Annotated in this window: 19 protein-coding genes and 1 pseudogene; 9 read left to right on the top strand and 11 right to left on the bottom strand. The window is 64.8% G+C overall.

The annotated features are described in order from the left end of the window. Nucleotides 1–9 precede the first annotated feature (9 nt). The 5 genes from AC1DQQ_RS18150 to AC1DQQ_RS18130 form a co-directional block, all read right to left on the bottom strand. Complete coding sequence (locus AC1DQQ_RS18150) at nt 10–798, bottom strand: hypothetical protein (protein WP_478046194.1); 789 nt, start codon at nt 796–798, stop codon at nt 10–12. 55 nt (nt 799–853) lie between these two features. Continuing rightward, nucleotides 854–3,523, bottom strand: coding sequence for a pyruvate, phosphate dikinase (gene ppdK, locus AC1DQQ_RS18145; RefSeq protein WP_478046192.1), 2,670 nt, complete (start codon nt 3,521–3,523; stop codon nt 854–856). A 70-nt stretch (nt 3,524–3,593) separates the two neighbouring features. Beyond that, nucleotides 3,594–5,924 carry a glycine--tRNA ligase subunit beta gene (gene glyS / locus AC1DQQ_RS18140; RefSeq protein WP_478046190.1) on the bottom strand — a complete coding sequence of 777 codons (2,331 nt, stop codon included), beginning with the start codon at nt 5,922–5,924 and terminating at the stop codon, nt 3,594–3,596. Further along, entirely contained in the window at nt 5,921–6,406 is a 486-nt protein-coding gene (locus tag AC1DQQ_RS18135) for an endonuclease domain-containing protein (protein ID WP_478046188.1), read from the bottom strand. The genes glyS and AC1DQQ_RS18135 overlap by 4 nt, the downstream gene beginning before the upstream one ends. Next, on the bottom strand, nt 6,394–7,248 hold the full coding sequence (locus tag AC1DQQ_RS18130; protein WP_478046320.1) for a glycine--tRNA ligase subunit alpha: 855 nt from the start codon (nt 7,246–7,248) through the stop codon (nt 6,394–6,396). The genes AC1DQQ_RS18135 and AC1DQQ_RS18130 overlap by 13 nt, the downstream gene beginning before the upstream one ends. Nucleotides 7,249–7,483: 235 nt before the next feature. On the opposite strand from AC1DQQ_RS18130, the gene AC1DQQ_RS18125 reads away from it, so the two are divergent. Both AC1DQQ_RS18125 and AC1DQQ_RS18120 read left to right on the top strand, forming a co-directional pair. Beyond that, nucleotides 7,484–8,374: a TraB/GumN family protein gene (locus AC1DQQ_RS18125; protein WP_478041186.1), complete on the top strand. Its 891-nt coding sequence runs from the start codon at nt 7,484–7,486 to the stop codon at nt 8,372–8,374. Further along, nucleotides 8,371–9,213 (top strand): TraB/GumN family protein, encoded by an 843-nt coding sequence (locus tag AC1DQQ_RS18120; protein WP_478046186.1) that lies wholly within the window; start codon nt 8,371–8,373, stop codon nt 9,211–9,213. Before AC1DQQ_RS18125 ends, AC1DQQ_RS18120 begins: the two co-directional genes overlap by 4 nt. Before the next feature lie 180 nt (nt 9,214–9,393). Here the strand turns inward: AC1DQQ_RS18120 and AC1DQQ_RS18115 are convergent, their stop codons facing one another. The 3 genes and pseudogenes from AC1DQQ_RS18115 to AC1DQQ_RS18105 all read right to left on the bottom strand — a co-directional run bounded on the left by AC1DQQ_RS18115 (nt 9,394) and on the right by AC1DQQ_RS18105 (nt 9,912). Then, the gene (locus tag AC1DQQ_RS18115; protein WP_478041188.1) at nt 9,394–9,570 is read right to left on the bottom strand and encodes a hypothetical protein; all 177 of its coding nucleotides are present in this window, start codon (nt 9,568–9,570) and stop codon (nt 9,394–9,396) included. Next, nucleotides 9,570–9,725, bottom strand: a pseudogene (locus tag AC1DQQ_RS18110) (IS1595 family transposase); the annotation flags it as partial. The pseudogene AC1DQQ_RS18110 and the gene AC1DQQ_RS18115, both read right to left, overlap by 1 nt. Before the next feature lie 28 nt (nt 9,726–9,753). Further along, nucleotides 9,754–9,912 (bottom strand): ribosome modulation factor, encoded by a 159-nt coding sequence (locus tag AC1DQQ_RS18105; protein ID WP_478046184.1) that lies wholly within the window; start codon nt 9,910–9,912, stop codon nt 9,754–9,756. Nucleotides 9,913–10,111: 199 nt separating this feature from the next. On the opposite strand from AC1DQQ_RS18105, the gene AC1DQQ_RS18100 reads away from it, so the two are divergent. From AC1DQQ_RS18100 to AC1DQQ_RS18085, 4 genes are all read left to right on the top strand, one after another. After that, complete coding sequence (locus AC1DQQ_RS18100) at nt 10,112–10,825, top strand: 50S ribosomal protein L25/general stress protein Ctc (RefSeq protein ID WP_478046182.1); 714 nt, start codon at nt 10,112–10,114, stop codon at nt 10,823–10,825. 80 nt (nt 10,826–10,905) lie between these two features. Continuing rightward, nucleotides 10,906–11,475, top strand: coding sequence for an aminoacyl-tRNA hydrolase (gene pth, locus AC1DQQ_RS18095; RefSeq protein ID WP_478033052.1), 570 nt, complete (start codon nt 10,906–10,908; stop codon nt 11,473–11,475). 253 nt (nt 11,476–11,728) lie between these two features. Further along, nucleotides 11,729–12,307, top strand: a complete 579-nt coding sequence (locus AC1DQQ_RS18090; RefSeq protein WP_478033127.1) for a TIGR02466 family protein — start codon at nt 11,729–11,731, stop codon at nt 12,305–12,307. A gap of 154 nt (nt 12,308–12,461) precedes the next feature. Further along, the gene (locus tag AC1DQQ_RS18085) at nt 12,462–12,845 is read left to right on the top strand and encodes a putative quinol monooxygenase (protein WP_478046181.1); all 384 of its coding nucleotides are present in this window, start codon (nt 12,462–12,464) and stop codon (nt 12,843–12,845) included. On the opposite strand, the gene AC1DQQ_RS18080 is transcribed toward AC1DQQ_RS18085, so the two are convergent. Next, nucleotides 12,846–13,439, bottom strand: a complete 594-nt coding sequence (locus AC1DQQ_RS18080; RefSeq protein ID WP_478033054.1) for a hypothetical protein — start codon at nt 13,437–13,439, stop codon at nt 12,846–12,848. It abuts the gene before it with no gap. A gap of 175 nt (nt 13,440–13,614) precedes the next feature. Between AC1DQQ_RS18080 and AC1DQQ_RS18075 the strand changes: the two genes are divergently transcribed. The 3 genes from AC1DQQ_RS18075 (at nt 13,615) to ychF (ending at nt 17,055) form a co-directional block, all read left to right on the top strand. Then, nucleotides 13,615–14,040: a VOC family protein gene (locus AC1DQQ_RS18075; RefSeq protein WP_478033055.1), complete on the top strand. Its 426-nt coding sequence runs from the start codon at nt 13,615–13,617 to the stop codon at nt 14,038–14,040. A 92-nt stretch (nt 14,041–14,132) separates the two neighbouring features. Continuing rightward, nucleotides 14,133–15,812, top strand: a complete 1,680-nt coding sequence (locus AC1DQQ_RS18070) for a hypothetical protein (RefSeq protein ID WP_478033057.1) — start codon at nt 14,133–14,135, stop codon at nt 15,810–15,812. Nucleotides 15,813–15,957: 145 nt separating this feature from the next. Continuing rightward, on the top strand, nt 15,958–17,055 hold the full coding sequence (gene ychF, locus AC1DQQ_RS18065; RefSeq protein ID WP_478033059.1) for a redox-regulated ATPase YchF: 1,098 nt from the start codon (nt 15,958–15,960) through the stop codon (nt 17,053–17,055). A gap of 10 nt (nt 17,056–17,065) precedes the next feature. On the opposite strand, the gene AC1DQQ_RS18060 is transcribed toward ychF, so the two are convergent. Then, nucleotides 17,066–18,745: a DUF6438 domain-containing protein gene (locus tag AC1DQQ_RS18060; protein WP_478046179.1), complete on the bottom strand. Its 1,680-nt coding sequence runs from the start codon at nt 18,743–18,745 to the stop codon at nt 17,066–17,068. A 44-nt stretch (nt 18,746–18,789) separates the two neighbouring features. Further along, entirely contained in the window at nt 18,790–19,188 is a 399-nt protein-coding gene (locus AC1DQQ_RS18055) for a MerR family transcriptional regulator (RefSeq protein ID WP_478041195.1), read from the bottom strand. Nucleotides 19,189–19,266: the final 78 nt, after the last annotated feature.

Below are 19,266 nucleotides of genomic sequence, written 5' to 3'. Positions count from 1 at the left end.
CCTCCCCTGTCAGTTCGGGCAGCGGTGGTAGCGCTTGCCTTCCATCATCATCGCGTCGTCGCCGATGCGGTCGACCTTGAGGATCTGATCGAACGGCTTGTCGTCCGCGCTGTAATTGCCGGTGACCTTGACCGTCTTGCCGTCGAGCGACCAGTGACCCATGCCACGCTTGCCATAGAACCCCCCGCCCGGACCGAAATTGACCGCGCGGCGTGCCGTGCAATCACCATTCTCCGCCCCCCAACGCCCCGATAGCCAGGCGCGATTGATGCCGCCCGGGATCGGTTTCGGGGTCGGTTTCGGCGTTGGCTTGGCCGTCGGCGTGGCCTTGGGGGTGGGAGGCACCTTGGGCGTCGGGCTCGCTTTGGGCGCCGGCGACGATGACGGTTTGGGCGACGGTGATGGTGTCGGAGTGGGCGACGGACTTGCCACTGGGGTGGGCGTCGGGCTGGGCGCCAGATCGGTCACCGCCGGGCTTTGCGTCGGAGCATAGCGATTGGGATCGATCACGTCGTCGCGGAACATCCAATTGTCGCCATAGCGGACGAAGCGGCCGGTGCGCGTCGCCGACTTGTCGCACTTGCCGGTGAACGGGCTGCACGTCGTCGCGCGATAATCGCAGACATAGCCCGGGCGGTCGGGCGCGGTCTTGCACGCGATGCGCTCGGTCGACTGCACCTTGGCACCGGACCGCCCAAGCGCGTCGGCGATATCCTTTTCGGACGGGCCGTCATTGCCGCCCAAGCTGCCGCATGCGGCCAGCGGCGCCACCATCGCGAAAACCAGCCAGCGCTTCATGCCCAGATCCATCGCCGTTGAGTGCGGTCGCCGCGCGGGCGAAGTCAAGCCCGTCTCAACCCGCTTTGCCGCCCAGCGCAGCTTGCGCGGCAGCCAACCGGGCGATCGGCACGCGATACGGCGAGGCAGAGACGTAATCGAGCCCGACGTCCTCGCAGAACGCGATCGACGCCGGATCGCCACCATGTTCGCCGCAAATGCCGAGCTTGATGTCGGGCCGCGTCGCGCGACCGCGCTCGGCGGCGATGCGGATCAGCTCGCCGACGCCCTCGACGTCGAGGCTGACGAACGGGTCCTTGGGATAGATGCCCTTGTCGACATAGATGCCGAGGAAGCGCGCGGCGTCGTCGCGGCTGACGCCCAAAGCGGTCTGGGTCAAATCGTTGGTACCGAACGAGAAGAACTGGCCGACCTCGGCGATCTCGCCCGCCTTGAGCGCGGCGCGCGGGAGCTCGATCATCGTGCCGACGAAATAGCTGATCTCGCGCCCCTTGTCGGCGAACACCGCCTGGGCAGCCCTGTCGACCACGTCTTTCATCAGCTCGAGTTCGCGGCGCGTCGCGACCAAAGGAATCATCACCTCGGGGATTGGCGCGTCGCCCGATTTCTCGGCAACGGCGACCGCGGCTTCGAAGATCGCGCGCGCCTGCATCTCGTAGATTTCGGGATAGGTCACGCCCAGCCGGCAACCGCGATGGCCGAGCATCGGGTTGAATTCGTGGAGCTCGGCGGCCCGGCGCTTGAGATAATCGACCTCGACGCCCGCGGCCGCGGCGACCTCGGCGAATTCCTCTTCCTCGTGCGGCAGGAATTCGTGCAGCGGCGGGTCGAGCAAGCGGATCGTGACCGGCAGCCCCGCCATCACCTCGAACAATTCGATGAAGTCGCTGCGCTGTTCAGGCAGCAGCTTTTCGAGCGCGGCGCGACGGCCCTTCTCGTCCTCAGCCAGGATCATCTGGCGGACGGCGGTGATCCGCGCGGCGTCGAAGAACATATGCTCAGTGCGGCACAGGCCAATGCCCTCGGCACCGAACTCGCGCGCCGTCCTGGCGTCGAGCGGGGTTTCGGCATTGGCGCGGACCTTGAGCCGGCGAACGCCATCGGCCCATTCCATCAGCGTGCCGAAATCGCCGGCGAGCTCGGGTTGTACGGTCGGCACTTCGCCGATCATCACTTCGCCCGATGCGCCGTCGATCGTGACGATATCGCCCTCGTTCACCTCGCGGCCGGCGCAACGCATGACCTTCGCCTTGGCGTCGATCGACAAGGTGCCGGCGCCCGACACGCACGGTCGCCCCATGCCACGCGCGACGACAGCGGCGTGGCTGGTCATCCCGCCCCGCGCGGTCAGGATGCCCTTGGCCGCGTGCATGCCGTGAATATCCTCGGGTGACGTCTCGGTGCGCACCAGGATCACCGCCTCGCCCGCCGCCGCGCGCTTTTCCGCCGTATCGGCATCGAACACGACCTTACCCGAAGCCGCGCCCGGCGATGCCGGCAAGCCCTTGGTCAGCACGTCGCGTGGCGCCGCGGGATCGAGCGTCGGGTGCAGCAATTGATCGAGCGCGGCAGGATCGACCCGCGCGATCGCTTCCTCGCGCGTGATCAGCCCTTCATTGGCCATGTCGACCGCGATCTTGAGCGCGGCCTTCGCGGTGCGCTTGCCCGAGCGCGTCTGGAGCATCCAGAGCTTGCCCTGCTGCACCGTGAACTCGATGTCCTGCATGTCGCGGTAATGCTTTTCGAGCGTGTCGAACACGCCGGCGAGCTGGGTGTAGACCTCGGGCAGCGCCTCTTCCATCGACAGCGGCTTGGCGTTGGCTTCTTCGCGTGCAGTCCTAGTCAGATATTGCGGCGTGCGGATGCCGGCGACGACGTCCTCGCCCTGCGCGTTGATCAGGAACTCGCCATAATAAGCATTGTCGCCCTTCGACGGATCGCGCGTGAACGCCACGCCGGTCGCCGAGGTGTCGCCCATATTGCCGAACACCATCGCCTGGACGTTGACCGCGGTGCCCCATTCCGACGGGATGTCGTTGAGCCGGCGATAGACCTTGGCGCGCTCAGACTGCCACGATCCGAAAACCGCGCCGACCGCGCCCCATAATTGGTCGTGGACGTCCTGCGGGAACGGCTTGTCCCACTGCTCGACGACCAGCTTCTTGTAGGTGTCGACCAGCGCCTTCCAGTCGGCGGCGCTCATCTCGGTGTCGAGATAATAGCCCTTGTCTTCCTTGGCGATTTCGAGCGCTTCCTCGAACGATCCATGGTCCAGTTCGAGCACGACGTCCGAATACATCTGGATGAAGCGGCGGTAGCTGTCCCAGGCGAAACGCTCGTCGCCAGACGCATTGGCCAGGCCGACCACGGTCCGATCGTTGAGGCCGAGATTGAGCACGGTGTCCATCATCCCCGGCATCGATGCGCGCGCGCCCGAGCGGACCGAGACGAGCAGCGGGTCCGACGCATCGCCGAACTTCTTGCCGGTGACGCCCTCGATATGCGCGATGCCGGCGGCGACTTCGGCCTTCAGGCTGTCGGGGAACGCCGCGCCTTCATCGTAATAGACCGCGCACATCGGCGTCGAGATGGTGAAGCCCGGGGGCACCGGCAGGCCGATCGAGGCCATCTCCGCCAGGTTCGCGCCCTTGCCGCCGAGGAGATTCTTGTCCCCCCTCCCCCCATCGGAAACGCCACCACCGAACCGGTACACGTACTGCGTCATTCGTCAGTCCCTTTATGCCTGGTTTCGCTGGGGAGGCGGAAGGATCAGGCGGAATATGTGGGCCGAGGTGTCATCCCTCGATCTTGGAGAAATCGGCGACACTATGCACCGCATCGCGCACCCGGGCGAGCAGCGCGAGGCGAGCGGCGCGTTTGGCGTGATCGGCGTCGTTGACGGTGACCGCGTCGAAGAACGCGTCGATCGGCGCACGCAACGTCGCGAGCGCGGCCATCGCGGCTTCGAAATCTTCGTTCGCCACGGCGTCGGCCGCGGCGGGTCCGGCGGCGTCGAGCGCGGCGATGAGGTCGGCTTCGGCGGGTTCGGGGGTGTAAGAGAGCGTCGCCCCGGCGGAGGCCGGGGTCGCTGCGTTCGAGCTACCGTCTTCGCCAGACAACCCAGCGGCCCCGGCCTTCGCCGGGGCGACGTAATCTTCCTTCTTCAGGATATTCGCCGCACGCTTGTACCCAGCGAGGAGGTTGGCGCCGTCCTCGGTGGTGACGAACGATTGCAATGCATGAACGCGCGCGAGCAGGCGGACGAGATCGTCCTCGCCACCGAGCGCGAACACCGCGTCGATCAGGTCGTGGCGGACGCCGGCCTCACGCTGCTGGACTTTGAGACGGTCGATCAGGAAGGCTGGCACGCCCTGATCAGCCCGTTTCAGGAGCATACCGAACGCCAATCCCTCAACGAAATCGGGATAGTTGAAGTCGGCGCCCTTTTCGAAGCCTTCCAGCAACTCATCGCGGGTGACCCCGAACCTGGTCTCCCACGCAGCCCCGGCCTGTGGGCCGTTCAGGCGATTTTCTTCGTCACCGCAGCATTCCAGCAAGTCGCGAAGCCGAAACCGAAGGCCGTTTGATAGGATCAGTGCAGCGACTGCTAGCGCCGCCCGGCGAAGGGCGAACGGATCCTTGGAGCCCGTGGGCCGCTCATCGATCAGGAAGAACTGGAACAGGCTGTCGATCTTATCCGCCAGCGACACCGCCACCGTCACCGGCGCAGTCGGCACGTCATCGCCCTGCCCGACCGGCTTGTAGTGATCTCGGATCGCCTCGGCGACCGCCGGAGCCTCGCCCTGCGCCGCGGCGTAATAGCCGCCCATCAGGCCCTGAAGCTCGGGGAACTCGCCGACCATGCCGGTGACGAGATCGGCCTTGGCCAGACGCGCGGCGCGTTCGGCCTGGTCGGCCAAGTCCGTCGCCCCGGCGGAGGCCAGGGCCGCTGCGTTTGAGGCACCGTCGTCGCCAGACAACCCGACGGCCCCGGCCTTCGCCGGGGCGACGATCCCTTCCTCGACAAACCACCGCGCCAGCTTCGCGATACGCTCGACCTTATCGGCGACCGTCCCCAGTTTCTCATGGAAGACGATCTTCTCGAGCTTCCTGGCCTGCTCCTCCAACGGCACCTTCAAGTCCGTCTCATAGAAGAACCGCGCATCGCTCAGCCGCGCGGCGAGCACCTTTCGGTTGCCATCGACGATCTTCGCGCCGCCATCGGCCGCGTCGATATTGGCGGTGCAGACAAACGCATTGGCCAGCTTGCCACCCTTGTCGCGGCAGACGAAATACTTCTGGTTCACCCGCGCGGTGAGCTGGATCACCTCGGGCGGCACGCCGAGGAAATCCTCGTCGAAGCGGCCGAGCAGCGGCACCGGCCATTCGGTCAGCCCGGCATTCTCGGCGACCAGACCTTCGTCCTCGATCAGCTCGAGCCCGGCGGCGTCGGCCAATGCGATCGCCTTGTCGCGGATGATCGCGCGGCGCTCGTCCTGGTCGACGATGACATGGCAGGCGTGAAGCTTTTCGGCATAATCCGCCGCCGAACCGATCGTGATTTGCCCCGGATGGTGGAAGCGGTGGCCAAGCGTCACGGCGCCCGATTGCACGCCGGCGATCTCGATCGGCACGATCTGGTCGCCGAGCAACGCGACGATGCCATGGAGCGGGCGCACCCAGCGCAGGCTTTCGGTCGAGGACGACGCCTCGCCCCAGCGCATCGACTTGGGCCAGGGGAAAGCGCGGACGATCGCGGGGATCGCCTCGGCCAGCACCTCCGCGGTGTCGCGGCCGGGCTTGTCGATCACCGCGAAGAGCACACCGTCGCGCTCGACCAATTGATCGGCGGTGAGGCCGGTCTTGCGCAGGAAGCCTTCGAGCGCCTGGGGTGGGGCGCCGGCGCGCGGGCCCTTGATCTCCTCGCTGACCGCCTCGGTCGCTTCGGGCAAATCGCGTGCGATCAGTGCAAGCCGGCGCGGCGTCGCGAAAGTGACGATGGCATCTGCGCGCAGGCCGGCTTTATCGAGCTCGGCAGTGAACAGCCGCGCGAGGTCGTCGCGCGCCTTGTCCTGCATGCGGGCAGGGATCTCCTCCGAGCGGAGTTCGAGGAGGAAATCGGTCACGCCAAATCCTCCCCGTTTACGGGGAGGGGGACCGCGCCGGAGGCGCGGTGGAGGGGGCGGGCCGCAAACGACACGATCGATTGGGCGGCTTCGTCGGCATCACGCAGAACATCGGCCGCGGCGATACGGATTACTCGATAGCCCTTAGCTTCCAAAGTCTTCGTCCGTTCGGCATCGCGCTCGAGACGGTCGCCCATGTCATGCGCCGCGCCATCGACTTCCACTACTAGCTTGGCAGCTGGGCAATAGAAATCTAGGCGGTAGGCGCCGATCGGATGTTGTTTACGGAACGCAATGCCTTGCGGTGAACCTTTGAGGCGTTGCCAGAGCAGCACTTCAGGCAAGCTCATCTTGCGGCGTGCGGCGCGGGCCTCATAAACTTCTGGGCGACGTAGATTTGGCGCGCCCCCTCCACCACGCTTCGCGTGGTCCCCCTCCCCGTCCCGGGGAGGATTTTTGGTAGCCGCCATCACGCCGCCCACCCATTTTTCTCCATCCACGCCTGGCACGATCCCTTCGCCAGGTCGCGAACCCGCCCGATATACGCTTGGCGTTCGGCAACCGAGATCACGCCGCGCGCGTTCAACAGGTTGAAGATGTGGCTCGCCTCGATCGCCTGCTCATAAGCCGGGATCGGCAGCTTGTGATTGAGGCAATTCTCGCACTCGGCCGCGGCCTTGCGGAACAGGTCGAACAAGGTCTCGGTGTCGGCGACCTCGAAATTCCAGGTCGACATCTCGACCTCATTCTCGTGGAACACGTCGCCATAAGTCAGCTGCGGCGTGTTGCCGACCGCATCGTTATAGGCGAGGTCGTACACGCTGTCCTTGTTCTGGATATAGGTCGCCAGTCGCTCGAGCCCATAAGTCAGCTCCCCCGCGACCGGCTTGCAGTCGAATCCGCCCATTTGCTGGAAATAGGTGAACTGGGTCACTTCCATCCCGTCGCACCACACTTCCCAGCCCAAGCCCCAGGCACCGAGCGTCGGCGATTCCCAATCGTCCTCGACGAAACGGATATCGTGGCGGGTGAAGTCGATGCCGATCGCGGCGAGGCTGCCGAGATAGAGATCCTGGAGATCGGGCGGGCTCGGCTTCAGGATCACCTGATATTGGTAATAATGCTGCAGCCGGTTGGGGTTCTCGCCATAGCGGCCGTCGGTCGGGCGACGGCACGGCTGGACGAACGCGGCGTTCCACGGGTCCGGCCCGAGCGCACGCAGCGTCGTGGCGGTGTGGAACGTCCCCGCGCCCATCCGCATGTCGTACGGCTGGAGGATCAGACAGCCGTGCTGGCTCCAATAATCATGGAGCGTCAGGATCATGCGCTGGAAACTCAGCGGAGTGCTCACGGATACCTTCGCAGATGCGGTAGAACTTGGCCCGGGCCTTTGGCGCATGGGGGGAAAGCGGTCAATGGGACCAAAAGTTCTGAACCGGTAAAGCCCTTGGTCATCGTGGGGTGACTACCTATTACAGACATTGCGCGAGGGCGCGGGGCCAAGAAGGATCGATATGCTGCGTAAGTTGTTGTTTTTACTCGGCTTGACTGCGGCTGGCATGGCCGTCGCGCAAACCGCGGCGTCAAATGCTCCTTCTCCAACCCCGGCTCCGACCACTGCGCCCGCTGCTGCGAAGGTCGATGCCGACCCCGCTTTATGGGTGGTCAAGGACAAGGACACGACGATCTACCTGTTCGGGACGATCCACGTGCTCAAGCCCGGCCTATCGTGGTTCGATGACGGCGTGAAGAAGGCGTTCGATTCGAGCGATGAGCTGGTGCTCGAAATGGTCCAGCCCGACCAGGCAACGATGCAGAACATCATCTTGAGCAAGGCATATAGCCTCAATGGCCCGACCTTGATCGAGCGCCTGCCGGAAGCCGATCGCGGCAGCTATCTCAATGCCATGAACTCGCTGGGCATTCCGCCGGCGGCGTTCGATCGCGCCCAGCCGTGGTTTGCTGCCACCAATCTGTCGCTGCTGCCGCTGATGAAGCTTGGCTACGATCCCAAGAGTGGGCCGGAAACCGTACTGACGGCGGCTGCCGCCACCGAGAAGAAGGCGATCGAGGGGCTGGAAACGCCTGAGCAACAGATCGGCTACCTCGCCGGCCTCCCCGACAAGGTGCAATTAGCGTTCCTCGAATCGACCCTGAAGGAGCTGCCCAAGACCGCTGAGACGATGGACGGCATGGTCTCCGCCTGGTCGCGCGGCGATCCCGACGCGTTGGCCAAGTATATGAATGACGGCCTCGACGATTCGCCGGAGCTCGCCAAGACGCTGTTGTTTGACCGCAACGCGCGCTGGGCACAGTGGATCAAGGCGCGGCTTGGTAAGCCCGGCACCGTGTTCATTGCGGTCGGCGCCGGTCATCTGGCCGGCGACAAGAGCGTGATCGATCAACTCAAGGTGTTGAATATAAAGGCGAAACGGGTCGCCTACCGATGACACGCGGGCGCCAGCGCCTTGCCGCGCTCGGCGCCGTTCTGCTGGCGCTCGCCGGGTGCGGTAAGCCGCCGGTCGAGGCGCGCCCGGCGATGTGGCGAGTCAGCGATGGCGACACGACTATCTATCTGCTCGGCAGCATCCACCTGCTCCCAGCGAACGTCCGCTGGCGGACGCCAATAGTCGAACGCGCGATCGCCGAGTCCGATACCCTGGTGCTCGAAAGCTCGCCCGACGAGCAAACCGACTTCCGCGCGATCGCGACAGGCGTCGGACTCAAGCCAGCCGCCGATCGTGTTTCCCCGGGGAAACGCCCTGTCCTGGAGGAGATGATCGCGCGATCGGGAGCATCACGAGAAACGCTGGACAGCTATAAAGACTGGGCATTGGCAACCACGCTCGCGGCCGGTGACGCGATCGCCAGCGGCGCCGACACCCGCAACGGTGTAGAAGCGCAACTTTGGAGTGCATTCTCCTCGGCAGGGAAAACGCGCCTGGCATTCTATCACGCAAAAGACCAACTCGCCCAACTCGACAACCTGCCCGAATCCGACCAAAGGAAAATGCTGGGAAACATTCTCGAAGGAAAAGAGAATTATGGGGAAACATTGAAGGCCTGGACGACGGGCGATATGGCGTCGCTCGAGAAGACGGCCGAGTGCACGCCGCTCGAGGGGAAACTCGTCGGCCAGCCCAATGTTTACTGGTCGCGATGGATCGCCGCACGGATGAAGCAGCCGGGAACGGCGCTGGTCGCGGTCGGGCTGGGCCATATGGCGGGCCCCTATGCGCTGCCCAAAATGCTCGCCGCGCGCGGATTGAAGGTCGAGCGGATCGAGTGACCGGACATCGCTTGTCGTCCGTGGCCGCTAGGTTGGGGCCTTATATTCCCGTCGTCATCCGCGCTTTCGCGGTGATGACGAGCTTGGAAACGGATCGCTTCAAGAATAACGGCCTATTTGGATTCTCAACGGCGATATTATACAACGCGTACCCATCAAACAGGATAGGTGCTGAGTGAGCTAGCCGCCCTCGCGGCCATTATCGGCGCTATTCTTCAGCACCGGACGCAGCGCGCGATCCATGTCAGCGGCACCATCGGTAGGGCGTAGTTTTCCAGCGTCGATCAGCTTTTGCGCCTCGCGCTTGAAATGCTCGCGCTGCTCCTTTGGACTTTGCCGGGTTTTCTTTTCTGGCATTACGCCCGCGCTCCACTAGCTGTTCGGTAGGTGAGACGCTTGCCAACGATGCCCTTGAGCTGATCGTCGACGCGGTCGCTGTCGTTATAGTCAAGCGCGACGCGGAAGCTGTAGCGAAAATAAAACTCCGCCAGATAGCGGTGCAAGTTGTTCTCGTCGCTGTATAATAACGCCATTCTCAACCTAGCTGTCCTTGTCGTCCCTAGCCTTGACGCCATTCTGCCAACCTTGCTGCCAGGCGAGCATGAAGGCGCCCTTTTTATAGGGCGACACTCTTTCCGGCCTGCCCCGCTTGCCAGCGGCATAGCCTTCGCTCCATGCTTTATCCTGCGGGCCGGCCATCTTTTCCTCCATGTTTCGACCGCCATAGGGCGGCCCTGAGGGCGGCGATACGGGTTCGCGCGGACAAACTCAAACGAACCCGCACAAGAACCTATGCTTGCACTCCCCGCCCCTTCCGGCTACAGGCGCGCGCTTCCGTTCATGGTCATCCCTGGAGGCGTGTGCGGAAATCCAAGCAAACCGCATATCGGAGATTACCATGAGCGACCAAATGACGCTCGCCGCCGAGACGCGCGACCGTGGAGGCAAGGGAGCCTCACGTGATCTGCGCCGCAATGGCCGCGTGCCCGCCGTTATCTACGGCAACAAGCAGGACCCCCTCTCGATCCACGTGGAAGAGAAGGAGCTGGTCCGCCAGCTGATGACCGGGCATTTCATGAATTCCGTCGTGATGATCGACGTGGACGGCAAGCCCACGCGGACCTTGCCCAAGGACGTCGCGTTCGACGTCGTCACCGATCGTCCGATCCATGTCGACTTCCTGCGCATCGGCGCGCACACCACGGTTCACGTCAACGTGCCCGTCGTGTTCGTCGACGAGGAAGAATCGAAGGGCATCAAGATTGGCGGCGTGCTGAACATCGTCCGTCACGATCTCGAACTGGTGGTCGATTCCGCCGACATCCCGAGCGAGATCCGGATCTCGCTCGCGGGCCTCGACGTCGGCGATGCGATCCACATCTCGAACGTCAAGCTGCCCAAGGGCGCGACCTCGGCGATCGACGATCGCGACTTCACCATTGCCACGATCGTGGCGCCGTCGGCGCTGAAGTCCGAAGCGGTCGAGCAGGCGGCTGAAGAAGCCGCGCTGGCCGAGGAAGCATCGGCCGAGCATGCCGCCGAAGTCGAGGCTGAAGCCGAGGCCGAGGAAGCCGCCGCCGATGGCGATGCCAAGGAAGGCGACGCCGAGTAAGCATCTGCCTTTACTGCCGAATTGATTGGGGCGCCGCGATCCACTGGATCGGGCGCCCCTTTCGCGTCTAGGGATATTTCATGCAACTCTGGGTCGGTCTCGGAAATCCCGGCGCGCAATATGCGATGCACCGGCACAATGTCGGCTTCATGGCGGTCGACGCGATCGCCGAGGTGCACGGCTTTGGCCCGGTCAAGAAGCAATTCCAGGGCTGGACGCAGGAAGGGCGGATCGGGTCGGACAAAATCCTGCTGCTCAAGCCGGCGACCTTCATGAACGACAGCGGCCGCTCGGTCGGCGAGGCGATGCGCTTCTACAAGCTCGAGCCCGAGGACGTGACGGTGTTCTATGACGAGCTCGACCTCGATCCGTTCAAGGTACGGGTGAAGCGCGGCGGCGGTGCTGCCGGACATAACGGCATCCGATCGACCATCCAGCATATCGGCGACGCCTTTCGTCGCGTCAGGATCGGCATCGGTCATCCCGGCCACAAGGACCGCGTAACCGGTCATGTGCTTGGGAATTATGCCAAAAGTGAGATCGAGCCGCTGACCGACCTGCTCGGCGCGCTGGCCGCCGAGGCCGACTGGCTGGCCAAGGGCGACGACGCTCGGTTGGTGAACGACCTGGCGTTGCGGTTGCAAGACTAGGAAACGACGTTCGCTAGCTCGCCGTCGAATCCATCCAATATCAGTCAGGATTGCTCGCCTATCTCGCCGCTCACTGCCTTGGGAGAGCGAGTCGTGAAGCCTGCGTTTGTGCTGAGTGCGCTGGTAAGCGGCCTGCTGATCGGTGGTATGCTGATGACGGCGTCGGCCGGTGTCCCGCCCGCGGCCGCCACGACAGCCGCGGCCAACCGATAGACGCTTGCATCGTCGCGCGCTGCGTGCTTCGCCCGGCCGCGTGACCAGCCGCGATCTCTTCGCCACCCGCTTCTACGACGCCCCGCTCGGCGACGATGCGTTGATCGCCGAGCTCGCCGACGCCTGTCGCGATCTCGCCGAGCAGGACCGCGCCGGGCGCGGCTGGTCGAAGGAGCATGGCTATCGCGGCTATACTTCCTACGCCTCGCTCAACGACCTGCCGCTCAGGGACCCGCGCTTTGGCGATCTGGTCAAGCTGCTCGACCGCCATGTCGCCGCCTTCGCCAAGCATTGCGGCTTCGAGCTCGGCAAGAAGCTCAAGCTCGACAGTTTGTGGGTCAACGTCCTCAAACCCGGCGGTACGCATTCGGGGCATATCCACCCGCATTCGATCGTGTCGGGCACGGTCTATGTCGCGGTGCCGCCGGGATCGGGCGCGCTCAAGCTCGAGGATCCGCGCCTGCCGCTGATGATGGCGGCGCCGTCGCGCCCGGGGACGTTCGTCTATGCCGAGCCGAGCGAGGGCAGCGTGTTCCTGTGGGAAAGCTGGCTGCGCCACGAAGTGATGCCCAACGCCGCGAAACAGGACCGGATCAGCATCAGCTTCAACTATCGCTGATCGCGCGATAGAGTCGTTTTCAGCTGCGCTGTATCGGTGCCAGCCCGCTCCTCCACCCGGCCGCCCATAGAATACGCTGTTGGGCGGCCGGGTGGGGGAGCGGCCGGCACCGCAACCGTTTCAACTTTGCTGAAACAGAGACTAGACTGCCCGTATGACGATCGATCGACGCACGATGCTGGGCGTAACCGCCGCGGCGACGATGTTGCCGGGCGCCGCCCTGAGCGCGGAAGGAACAAAGATGTACGGCATGCTGGGGCGAACGAAGGCACAGCCGGGCAAGCGCGACGATTTGCTCGCGCTACTGCTCGAAAGCTCGGGCGGCATGCCCGGCTGCTTAAGCTATATCGTCGCCAAAGACGCGAAGGACCCCGACGCGATCTGGATCACCGAGGCATGGGACAGCAAGGAGCATCACGACGCCTCGCTGAAACTGCCGCGGGTCCAGGCAGCGATCGCCAAGGCACGGCCGCTGATCGCGGGCTTCGATTCGGGAGCGGAAACCGAGCCGGTCGGCGGCATCGGCCTGAAGAACTGATCAGAAAGCGAACCGCGCGGACGCCGTCGCAACGGGGTTGAGGCCGAATCCGCCGTCGCGCACGCCAGCGGCGCTCCAGCGGCTCGGCCGCGTCGGCATGATCGCGCGATCGCTGAGCGCGCCGCCTTCAAGGCCCAGGACGAACCCCTTCGATACCTCGCGATCATAGCCCAAGGTAATGGCCGGCGTGGAGCGCCGGAACCCGCGCGACAAGCTGCGGCCGCCACGAGTCATGTGCGGGTCGTAGAGAATGCCGCCGGTCGCCTGTTCGGCCGCGATCCAGAAATTGGGCCGCGCGAAATAGCGCGTGCCGACCGACAGCCGGACGCCCGATCGCTCGGTCGGGTAGAGATCGATCATGCCGCCGACGAAGCGGGGACGGACCATCTCGTCCAGCGGCGTATAGCCGCCGCGATAGACGATCTGCGGCCCCAGTCGGGGTGACCTGGTGGGCAGCAATCCGATCCTGATCCGCGCCACGACTTTCGGTGCGGACTTCTGCGCTGCCGGTTGGGTGTTACGGGCGTGCGCCGGCTGAAATGTGCACGCCAGCGCGCCGATCAAGAAACCGGCGCAGATCGCCCTGATGACCATCGAACATCCCCTCGAAACACCGCCCGTTTCCCCCCGGCCGGCGCTTCATTCATGGAGAGTGTCACGCCCTTGGTCCGGACGCAACACATCAATATCGCGCTTTTTTTTTGCCGATCGGCAGAAGTGATTGGCCCACGCCCGGAGACATGCGCAAAGTGACGCGTTTGAGCCAGATATGGCGCAGCAACAGATATCGGTGGTCACGCTTGGCGTCGGTGACCTGGCGCGCTCAAGGCGCTTCTACGACGACGGATTCGGCTGGAAGCCGGTGTTCGAGTCAGACGAGATCCTGTTCTTCCAGATGAACGGATTGATGCTCGGTCTGTGGCTGAAGGACCGACTCGCCGCTGACATGCGGCGCGACGCCGATAGCGGCTTCCACGCAATGTCGCTGGCGCACAATGTCGCGCACGAGGCCGATGTCGCGCCGCTGGTCGATCGTCTGGCCGCGCACGGCGGGACAGTCTTGCGCCAGCCCGACGCGCCACCCCATGGCGGCTTTCGCGGCTATGTCGCCGACCCCGACAATCATGTCTGGGAAATCGCCCACAACCCCGCCTGGCCGATCGACGCAGAGGGCCATGTCACGTTCGGAACGTGACCCGACTCCCCGATGAACCGCCGGGCCAGCGCTGATTAATGAACGCGGCGGTATTCTTGTCCGTTCGGGTGGACATCGAGGAGTATGACGCCGTGAACCACATGATTTTTCGTCACCGCAGGCTTGCGACCGCCGCGACCATCGCGCTCGCCGCCGCGCTGTCGGCCTGCGGCAAGGGTAGTGATCAGCAGATGATGGCGGCGACCCCGCCGGCGCTTCCCGCGACCTTGCCGCTCGACGCGAGTCCGTCGACCGCCTGGCCGACCGCGCCCGAAGTCGCAGCACTTCCAGAAGCCAAGCCCGTGCGGACCGTCCGCGTCGCCAATCAGCGCGACTATTACGGCTATGCCGACGCGGCCTATGACTATCAGGATGTTCTGAACGACGCGCCGCCGGATTATTATTTCGACTATGACGGCGTCGATCCCTGGGCGTGGGAAGGCTATGACCAGTCGGTCGTGTTTCTCGAGCCGGTCGATGACGGCTATCGCTATTATTATTACCGCCCGGGCGCCGACGAACCCTATTTCGTCCGCGATCCCTATTATGGCTATGGTTATGACAATGGCCAATTGGCGGTCGTCTATGACAGCTATGGCGCGGTCGTGCCGTATAACGATTATGGCGCGCGGCTTGACTATGCCGGGCGCTATCTGTCGCGTGGGCGCGATCTGTACATGGCATCGCGACACGGCGATCGGCGTGCGGTCAGTGCTGCCAATTGGGCAGCGCGCAGCGACGCCATTTCCGCTGCGCAAGCGCGTTGGTCGATGGTCCGCGAGCGTCAGCCGCAATGGCGCGATTACAGCAGCCGCGTGAGCCCGACCCAGGCCAATTACTGGCGCGAGGAAGGCGTCCGCCGTCAGGCCGACGCCCGCCGTTTCGCGGCATGGCGCAGCGATTCGTTCCGCAGCCCGCCGCCCCCCCGCGCCATTCCCGCGACCTGGACCTCGGCAAGCTGGGCGCGCGACCAGAAGCGGTTCCTGCCGGCCAGGGACGATCGCGAGCGCTTCGCCGCCAATGCCCAACCTAATCGTGGCACGCCCAACGTACCGCAGGCATTGTTCGGCAATCGCCAGCGGATCGAACCGGGCAACCGGCCGGCGAACGTCGCCGCGCCGCAAGCCAACGACCCGCGCCGCCAGGCGATCATCGCTGCCCGCGAGCAACAGCGTCCGGGCACGGGACCAATGCGTGCGATTCGCGAACCGCAGGGCAACGCCGCCGCCGGCCGCTTTGCGCCACGGCCGCAGGCGCAGCCTAGTTCGCCACGCATTGCGGGGCCCCAGGGCAATCCCAACCGCGCCCAGCTCGCGACTATGCGCGACGACCATGGGATGCGGGGCAACGGCCCGCGCTTCCGCGCGCAGCCCCAGCCGCAGCCGCGTGCAGTGACGCCCAGGCCGCAGCCCCAGGCCGGCCGCGGTAGCCAGCGTCCTCAAATGGCTATGTCGCGTCCCGAGCCGCGCGCCGCGGCGCCGCGCTTCCAGCCGCGCGTCAACGGCGGCAACGATCGTCCGCGCTTCCAGGCTCCGCGCCCGCAACCGCAAATCGCAGCGCCTCGGCCGCAGGCACCGCGGTTCGGCGGTGGCGGCAATGGCGGAATGCGCCCGACACCGCAAATGAACCGGCCGGCCTTCCAGCCGCGCGCGCCGCAAATGGCCCGGCCAGCGCCGCAAATGGCTCGCCCTGCACCGCCGCCACGCGCTGCCGCTCCGGCCGCGCCGAGGGGCGGTGGTGGAAATGGCCGCGGCGGCGATCACAAGCACTAGGATCTCTCGACCTAAATAAGCCAGCAGCGGTCCGAGCAAGCGCTCGGGCCGTTGCTCGTGCTCACGTAGATCGCCCAATCCTTGCCAGCGCGTGGCCGGGCGAGTAGGCGCCGGGCCTTCCCCCGAAAGCTTGAGGACGAATTACATGGGTTTCCGTTGCGGCATTGTCGGCCTTCCCAATGTCGGCAAGTCGACCTTGTTCAACGCGCTGACCCAGACGGCGGCGGCGCAGGCGGCGAACTATCCGTTCTGCACGATCGAGCCGAACGTTGGGAACGTTGCGGTACCCGATCCGCGGCTGGACAAGCTCGCGGCCATCGCCGGCTCGGCCAAGATCATCGAGACCCAGCTCGCCTTTGTCGACATTGCCGGACTGGTCCGCGGCGCGTCGAAGGGCGAAGGGTTGGGCAACCAGTTCCTCGGCAATATCCGCGAAGTCGACGCGGTCGTCCATGTGCTGCGTTGTTTCGAGGACGGGGACGTCACGCATGTCGAGGGCAAGATCGACCCGATCGCCGATGCCGAGACGGTCGAGACCGAATTGATGCTCTCCGACCTCGAGAGCCTGGAAAAACGGGTACCCAATTTCGCCAAGAAGGCAGCGCAGGGCGACAAGGAAGCGAAGATCGCGGCGAGCGTGCTCGGGCAAGCGCTCGATCTGCTACGCGACGGCAAGCCGGCACGACTGACCCAGCCCAGGGATGCCGAGGAAGCCAGGGTGTTTGCGCAGGCGCAATTGCTGACCGCCAAGCCGGTCCTCTATGTCTGCAATGTCGAGGAGGCCAATGCGGCGCATGGCAACGCGCATTCGGCGCGCGTGTTCGAAAAGGCCAAGGCCGAGGGTGCCGAGGCAGTGATCGTCTCCGCCGCGATCGAGGCCGAAATCGCGACCATGCCCGCCGAGGATCGCGGCGAGTTCCTGGCCGAGCTAGGGCTGGAGGAAACCGGCCTCGCCCGCGTCATCCGTGCCGGGTACAAGTTGCTCCACCTCCTCACTTTCTTCACCGTCGGGCCGAAGGAAGCGCGCGCCTGGACCGTCCATACCGGCGCCACCGCGCCCGAAGCAGCAGGCGAAATCCACACCGATTTCGAAAAGGGCTTCATCCGCGCCGAGACGATCGCGTACGACGACTACGTCGCGCTCGGCGGCGAGAGCCGCGCGCGAGAGGCGGGCAAGCTCCGCGCCGAGGGCAAGGCGTATGTCGTCCAGGACGGCGACGTGATGCACTTCCTGCATAGCTGAGCTGCTGCCGCTATTTGATCCCGTGCGCGTCGAGCCAGGCGAGCGTGCCGGGCATTTGGTGCTCGACCGCAATCTGACGCAGCGACTTGCCGTCCTCGTTGCCAGACGGGTCGGCGCCGGCATCGAGCAGGCGCAATACGATTTCGTCGGTCCAGCTACTGAAGGCGGGCGACAGCCCCTTTCTGTCCTTAACGTCGGCGCGGGCGCCGGCGGCCAGGAGGATGTCGACCAGAACCGGGCTTTCGAGCCCGAATAGAGCGTTCTTGCCGTCGCCGCCGCGGGCGTTGACGTCGACGCCGAGCGCGATCAATCCACGAACTAGATCCTGGCGAGCGGCCAGTTCATCTCGGCATACAGCATATTGATCGACGGCGATCGCAAGCACGCCCGGCACCGGCGGGCCGATCGCCGATTCGGCGTCTGCGAGTGCCGCCGATAACGTCCCGTCGGCACCGGCTCCGCTGGGTGACGTGGGCGACGACAACCTGGCCTTCGGATCCACTCCGGCGTCGACCAGTGCGCGGGCGACCGCAACGTCGCATCCACCGCCTCCGTTGACGAAGGCACTGCGCAAAGCGTTACGATCTGTTTTCGCCGCCCAACCGCGATCGAGGAGTGCGCGCGCGGCGATCGCATGTCCGCGTGAAACGGCTTCCACCAACAAAGTCGAACCCAGCGGCGCGGCGACCGCACCCTGCGCCTTGGGTTTGTAGGGTCGGTCGAGTGGCAAACCTGCGGCGATCAGGTCGACCACGACCTGATCGCTCCCGGCGCCCAGTGCTTCGATCGCAAGCTCCGCCGCCTGATCGTCCGCCGGGTCAAAACCCTCTGCTTTCAACGCAGCCAGCGTCTCGCCATTGCCCGACACCCAACGAGCTGTGCCCGCAGCGTCGTCGATTGCTTGTTCGAGGGCTTTGGCGGCGGGCGGCAGCCCGGCGGCAGTTCCGACATAGTCGGTGACCGTCATCTCGCTCGAACCGCTGGCGAAACGAACGACCTGCGTGGGATTGTCGGTGACCGAATAGAAATACTCCTTCTTCAGCCCGAAGAAATGCGCGTCACGGAACTGCGCGATCAGCGCGTCGAGCGTCGCTCGGTCGATTTTCGCGCGATGCGCACCCCCCCCCAGTACGCCAGGGCGGCCGAAGGAGAATTCACGATGCACGCCCGATACCGGGTCGGCGGGCGCCTCACTGGTCGAGAACACCACATTGCCGGCACCGTCGATCGAGACCTTGTAGTCGGGACACGAACCGTAACAGGCCGACCGTGTCAGTTCGATCTTCAGATGCGCATAGTCGATCGCTGGCAAAGGAGCGTCGGGCTTCGCCCAGATCGGTTTCAAACGCGGCTCGATTTCGATCCTGGCAATGGCGACCACCGGCCGTCCGGCATAAGTGAACGGGCGGAATTTCCATCGCCGCGCCGCAGCCAGCAATGCCGCTGAACCGGGCTGTTTGTCCCCGTCGTAGGAAATATGGGCGTCGGTCACGTCGCCGTCAGGCGAAACCGTCACATCGATCCTCGTCCCGCTCAAGCCAGCCTCATCGGCTTTGTCGACTTCGATCGTGTCCGGACCAGAGAGTTTGTGCGACGTGGCGGTTTCGTCCGCGACACCGATCACCTGCGACTGCGTGGCGGGTGACGCCGTCAGGAATCCCGCTAGCGCCAATCCTGCTGCACGAATCATCCGCCCCCCATTGTTATGTTACACTATATCAATAGTGCACAGAATCAGCCTGCGTCAAACGCTATCAGGATCGGGCATGGCCCGGACTCGGCACTCGCGCAGTCACGCGCCAATCGCGCGAGCGCTGTGCGCGCCTCCTGCAACTCGGCGATCTTGGCATCGAGCGCGGCGATCCGCTCGATCGCCAACGCGCGTGCCCGGGCGCGGTCATCGGTGGCATCGAGCTCGAGCAATTCGGCGATCTGCTCGAGCGTGAACCCCGCGCCTTGCGCCGCACGGATGAATCGAAGCCGTTGCACGTCGGGCGCGCCGTAGCGGCGTATGCCGCCATAAAATTCGTCGCGAGGCGGCTCCTGCAACAAGCCACGGCGTTGATAATAGCGGATGGTCTCGACGCCGACCCCACCCGCCGCAGCCAATTTACCGATTGTCATTCCTGCCATGCTCGATTCCGTACCAAGGTACGGAATCGAGTCAATTGAACGAAGCGGAGAGCGTGATTCGGAAACCACCCTCTCCGC

Source organism: Sphingomonas sp. P4_G3 (genome assembly GCF_056401105.1).
Note: the sequence above shows the minus strand (reverse complement) of the source record. Positions and strands in the feature narration are given on the sequence as shown.

Bases quoted from the DNA above. Each gene is read 5' to 3' on its own strand.
- AC1DQQ_RS18150 (WP_478046194.1), bottom strand. From the start codon at position 798: ATGAAGCGCTGGCTGGTTTTCGCGATGGTGGCGCCGCTGGCCGCATGC.
- ppdK (WP_478046192.1), bottom strand. From the start codon at position 3,523: ATGACGCAGTACGTGTACCGGTTCGGTGGTGGCGTTTCCGATGGGGGG.
- AC1DQQ_RS18130 (WP_478046320.1), bottom strand. From the start codon at position 7,248: ATGATCCTGACGCTCCATGATTATTGGAGCCAGCACGGCTGTCTGATC.
- AC1DQQ_RS18125 (WP_478041186.1), top strand. From the start codon at position 7,484: ATGGCCGTCGCGCAAACCGCGGCGTCAAATGCTCCTTCTCCAACCCCG.
- AC1DQQ_RS18120 (WP_478046186.1), top strand. From the start codon at position 8,371: ATGACACGCGGGCGCCAGCGCCTTGCCGCGCTCGGCGCCGTTCTGCTG.
- AC1DQQ_RS18115 (WP_478041188.1), bottom strand. From the start codon at position 9,570: ATGCCAGAAAAGAAAACCCGGCAAAGTCCAAAGGAGCAGCGCGAGCAT.
- AC1DQQ_RS18105 (WP_478046184.1), bottom strand. From the start codon at position 9,912: ATGGCCGGCCCGCAGGATAAAGCATGGAGCGAAGGCTATGCCGCTGGC.
- AC1DQQ_RS18100 (WP_478046182.1), top strand. From the start codon at position 10,112: ATGAGCGACCAAATGACGCTCGCCGCCGAGACGCGCGACCGTGGAGGC.
- pth (WP_478033052.1), top strand. From the start codon at position 10,906: ATGCAACTCTGGGTCGGTCTCGGAAATCCCGGCGCGCAATATGCGATG.
- AC1DQQ_RS18085 (WP_478046181.1), top strand. From the start codon at position 12,462: ATGACGATCGATCGACGCACGATGCTGGGCGTAACCGCCGCGGCGACG.
- AC1DQQ_RS18080 (WP_478033054.1), bottom strand. From the start codon at position 13,439: ATGGTCATCAGGGCGATCTGCGCCGGTTTCTTGATCGGCGCGCTGGCG.
- AC1DQQ_RS18075 (WP_478033055.1), top strand. From the start codon at position 13,615: ATGGCGCAGCAACAGATATCGGTGGTCACGCTTGGCGTCGGTGACCTG.
- ychF (WP_478033059.1), top strand. From the start codon at position 15,958: ATGGGTTTCCGTTGCGGCATTGTCGGCCTTCCCAATGTCGGCAAGTCG.
- AC1DQQ_RS18060 (WP_478046179.1), bottom strand. From the start codon at position 18,745: ATGATTCGTGCAGCAGGATTGGCGCTAGCGGGATTCCTGACGGCGTCA.
- AC1DQQ_RS18055 (WP_478041195.1), bottom strand. From the start codon at position 19,188: ATGGCAGGAATGACAATCGGTAAATTGGCTGCGGCGGGTGGGGTCGGC.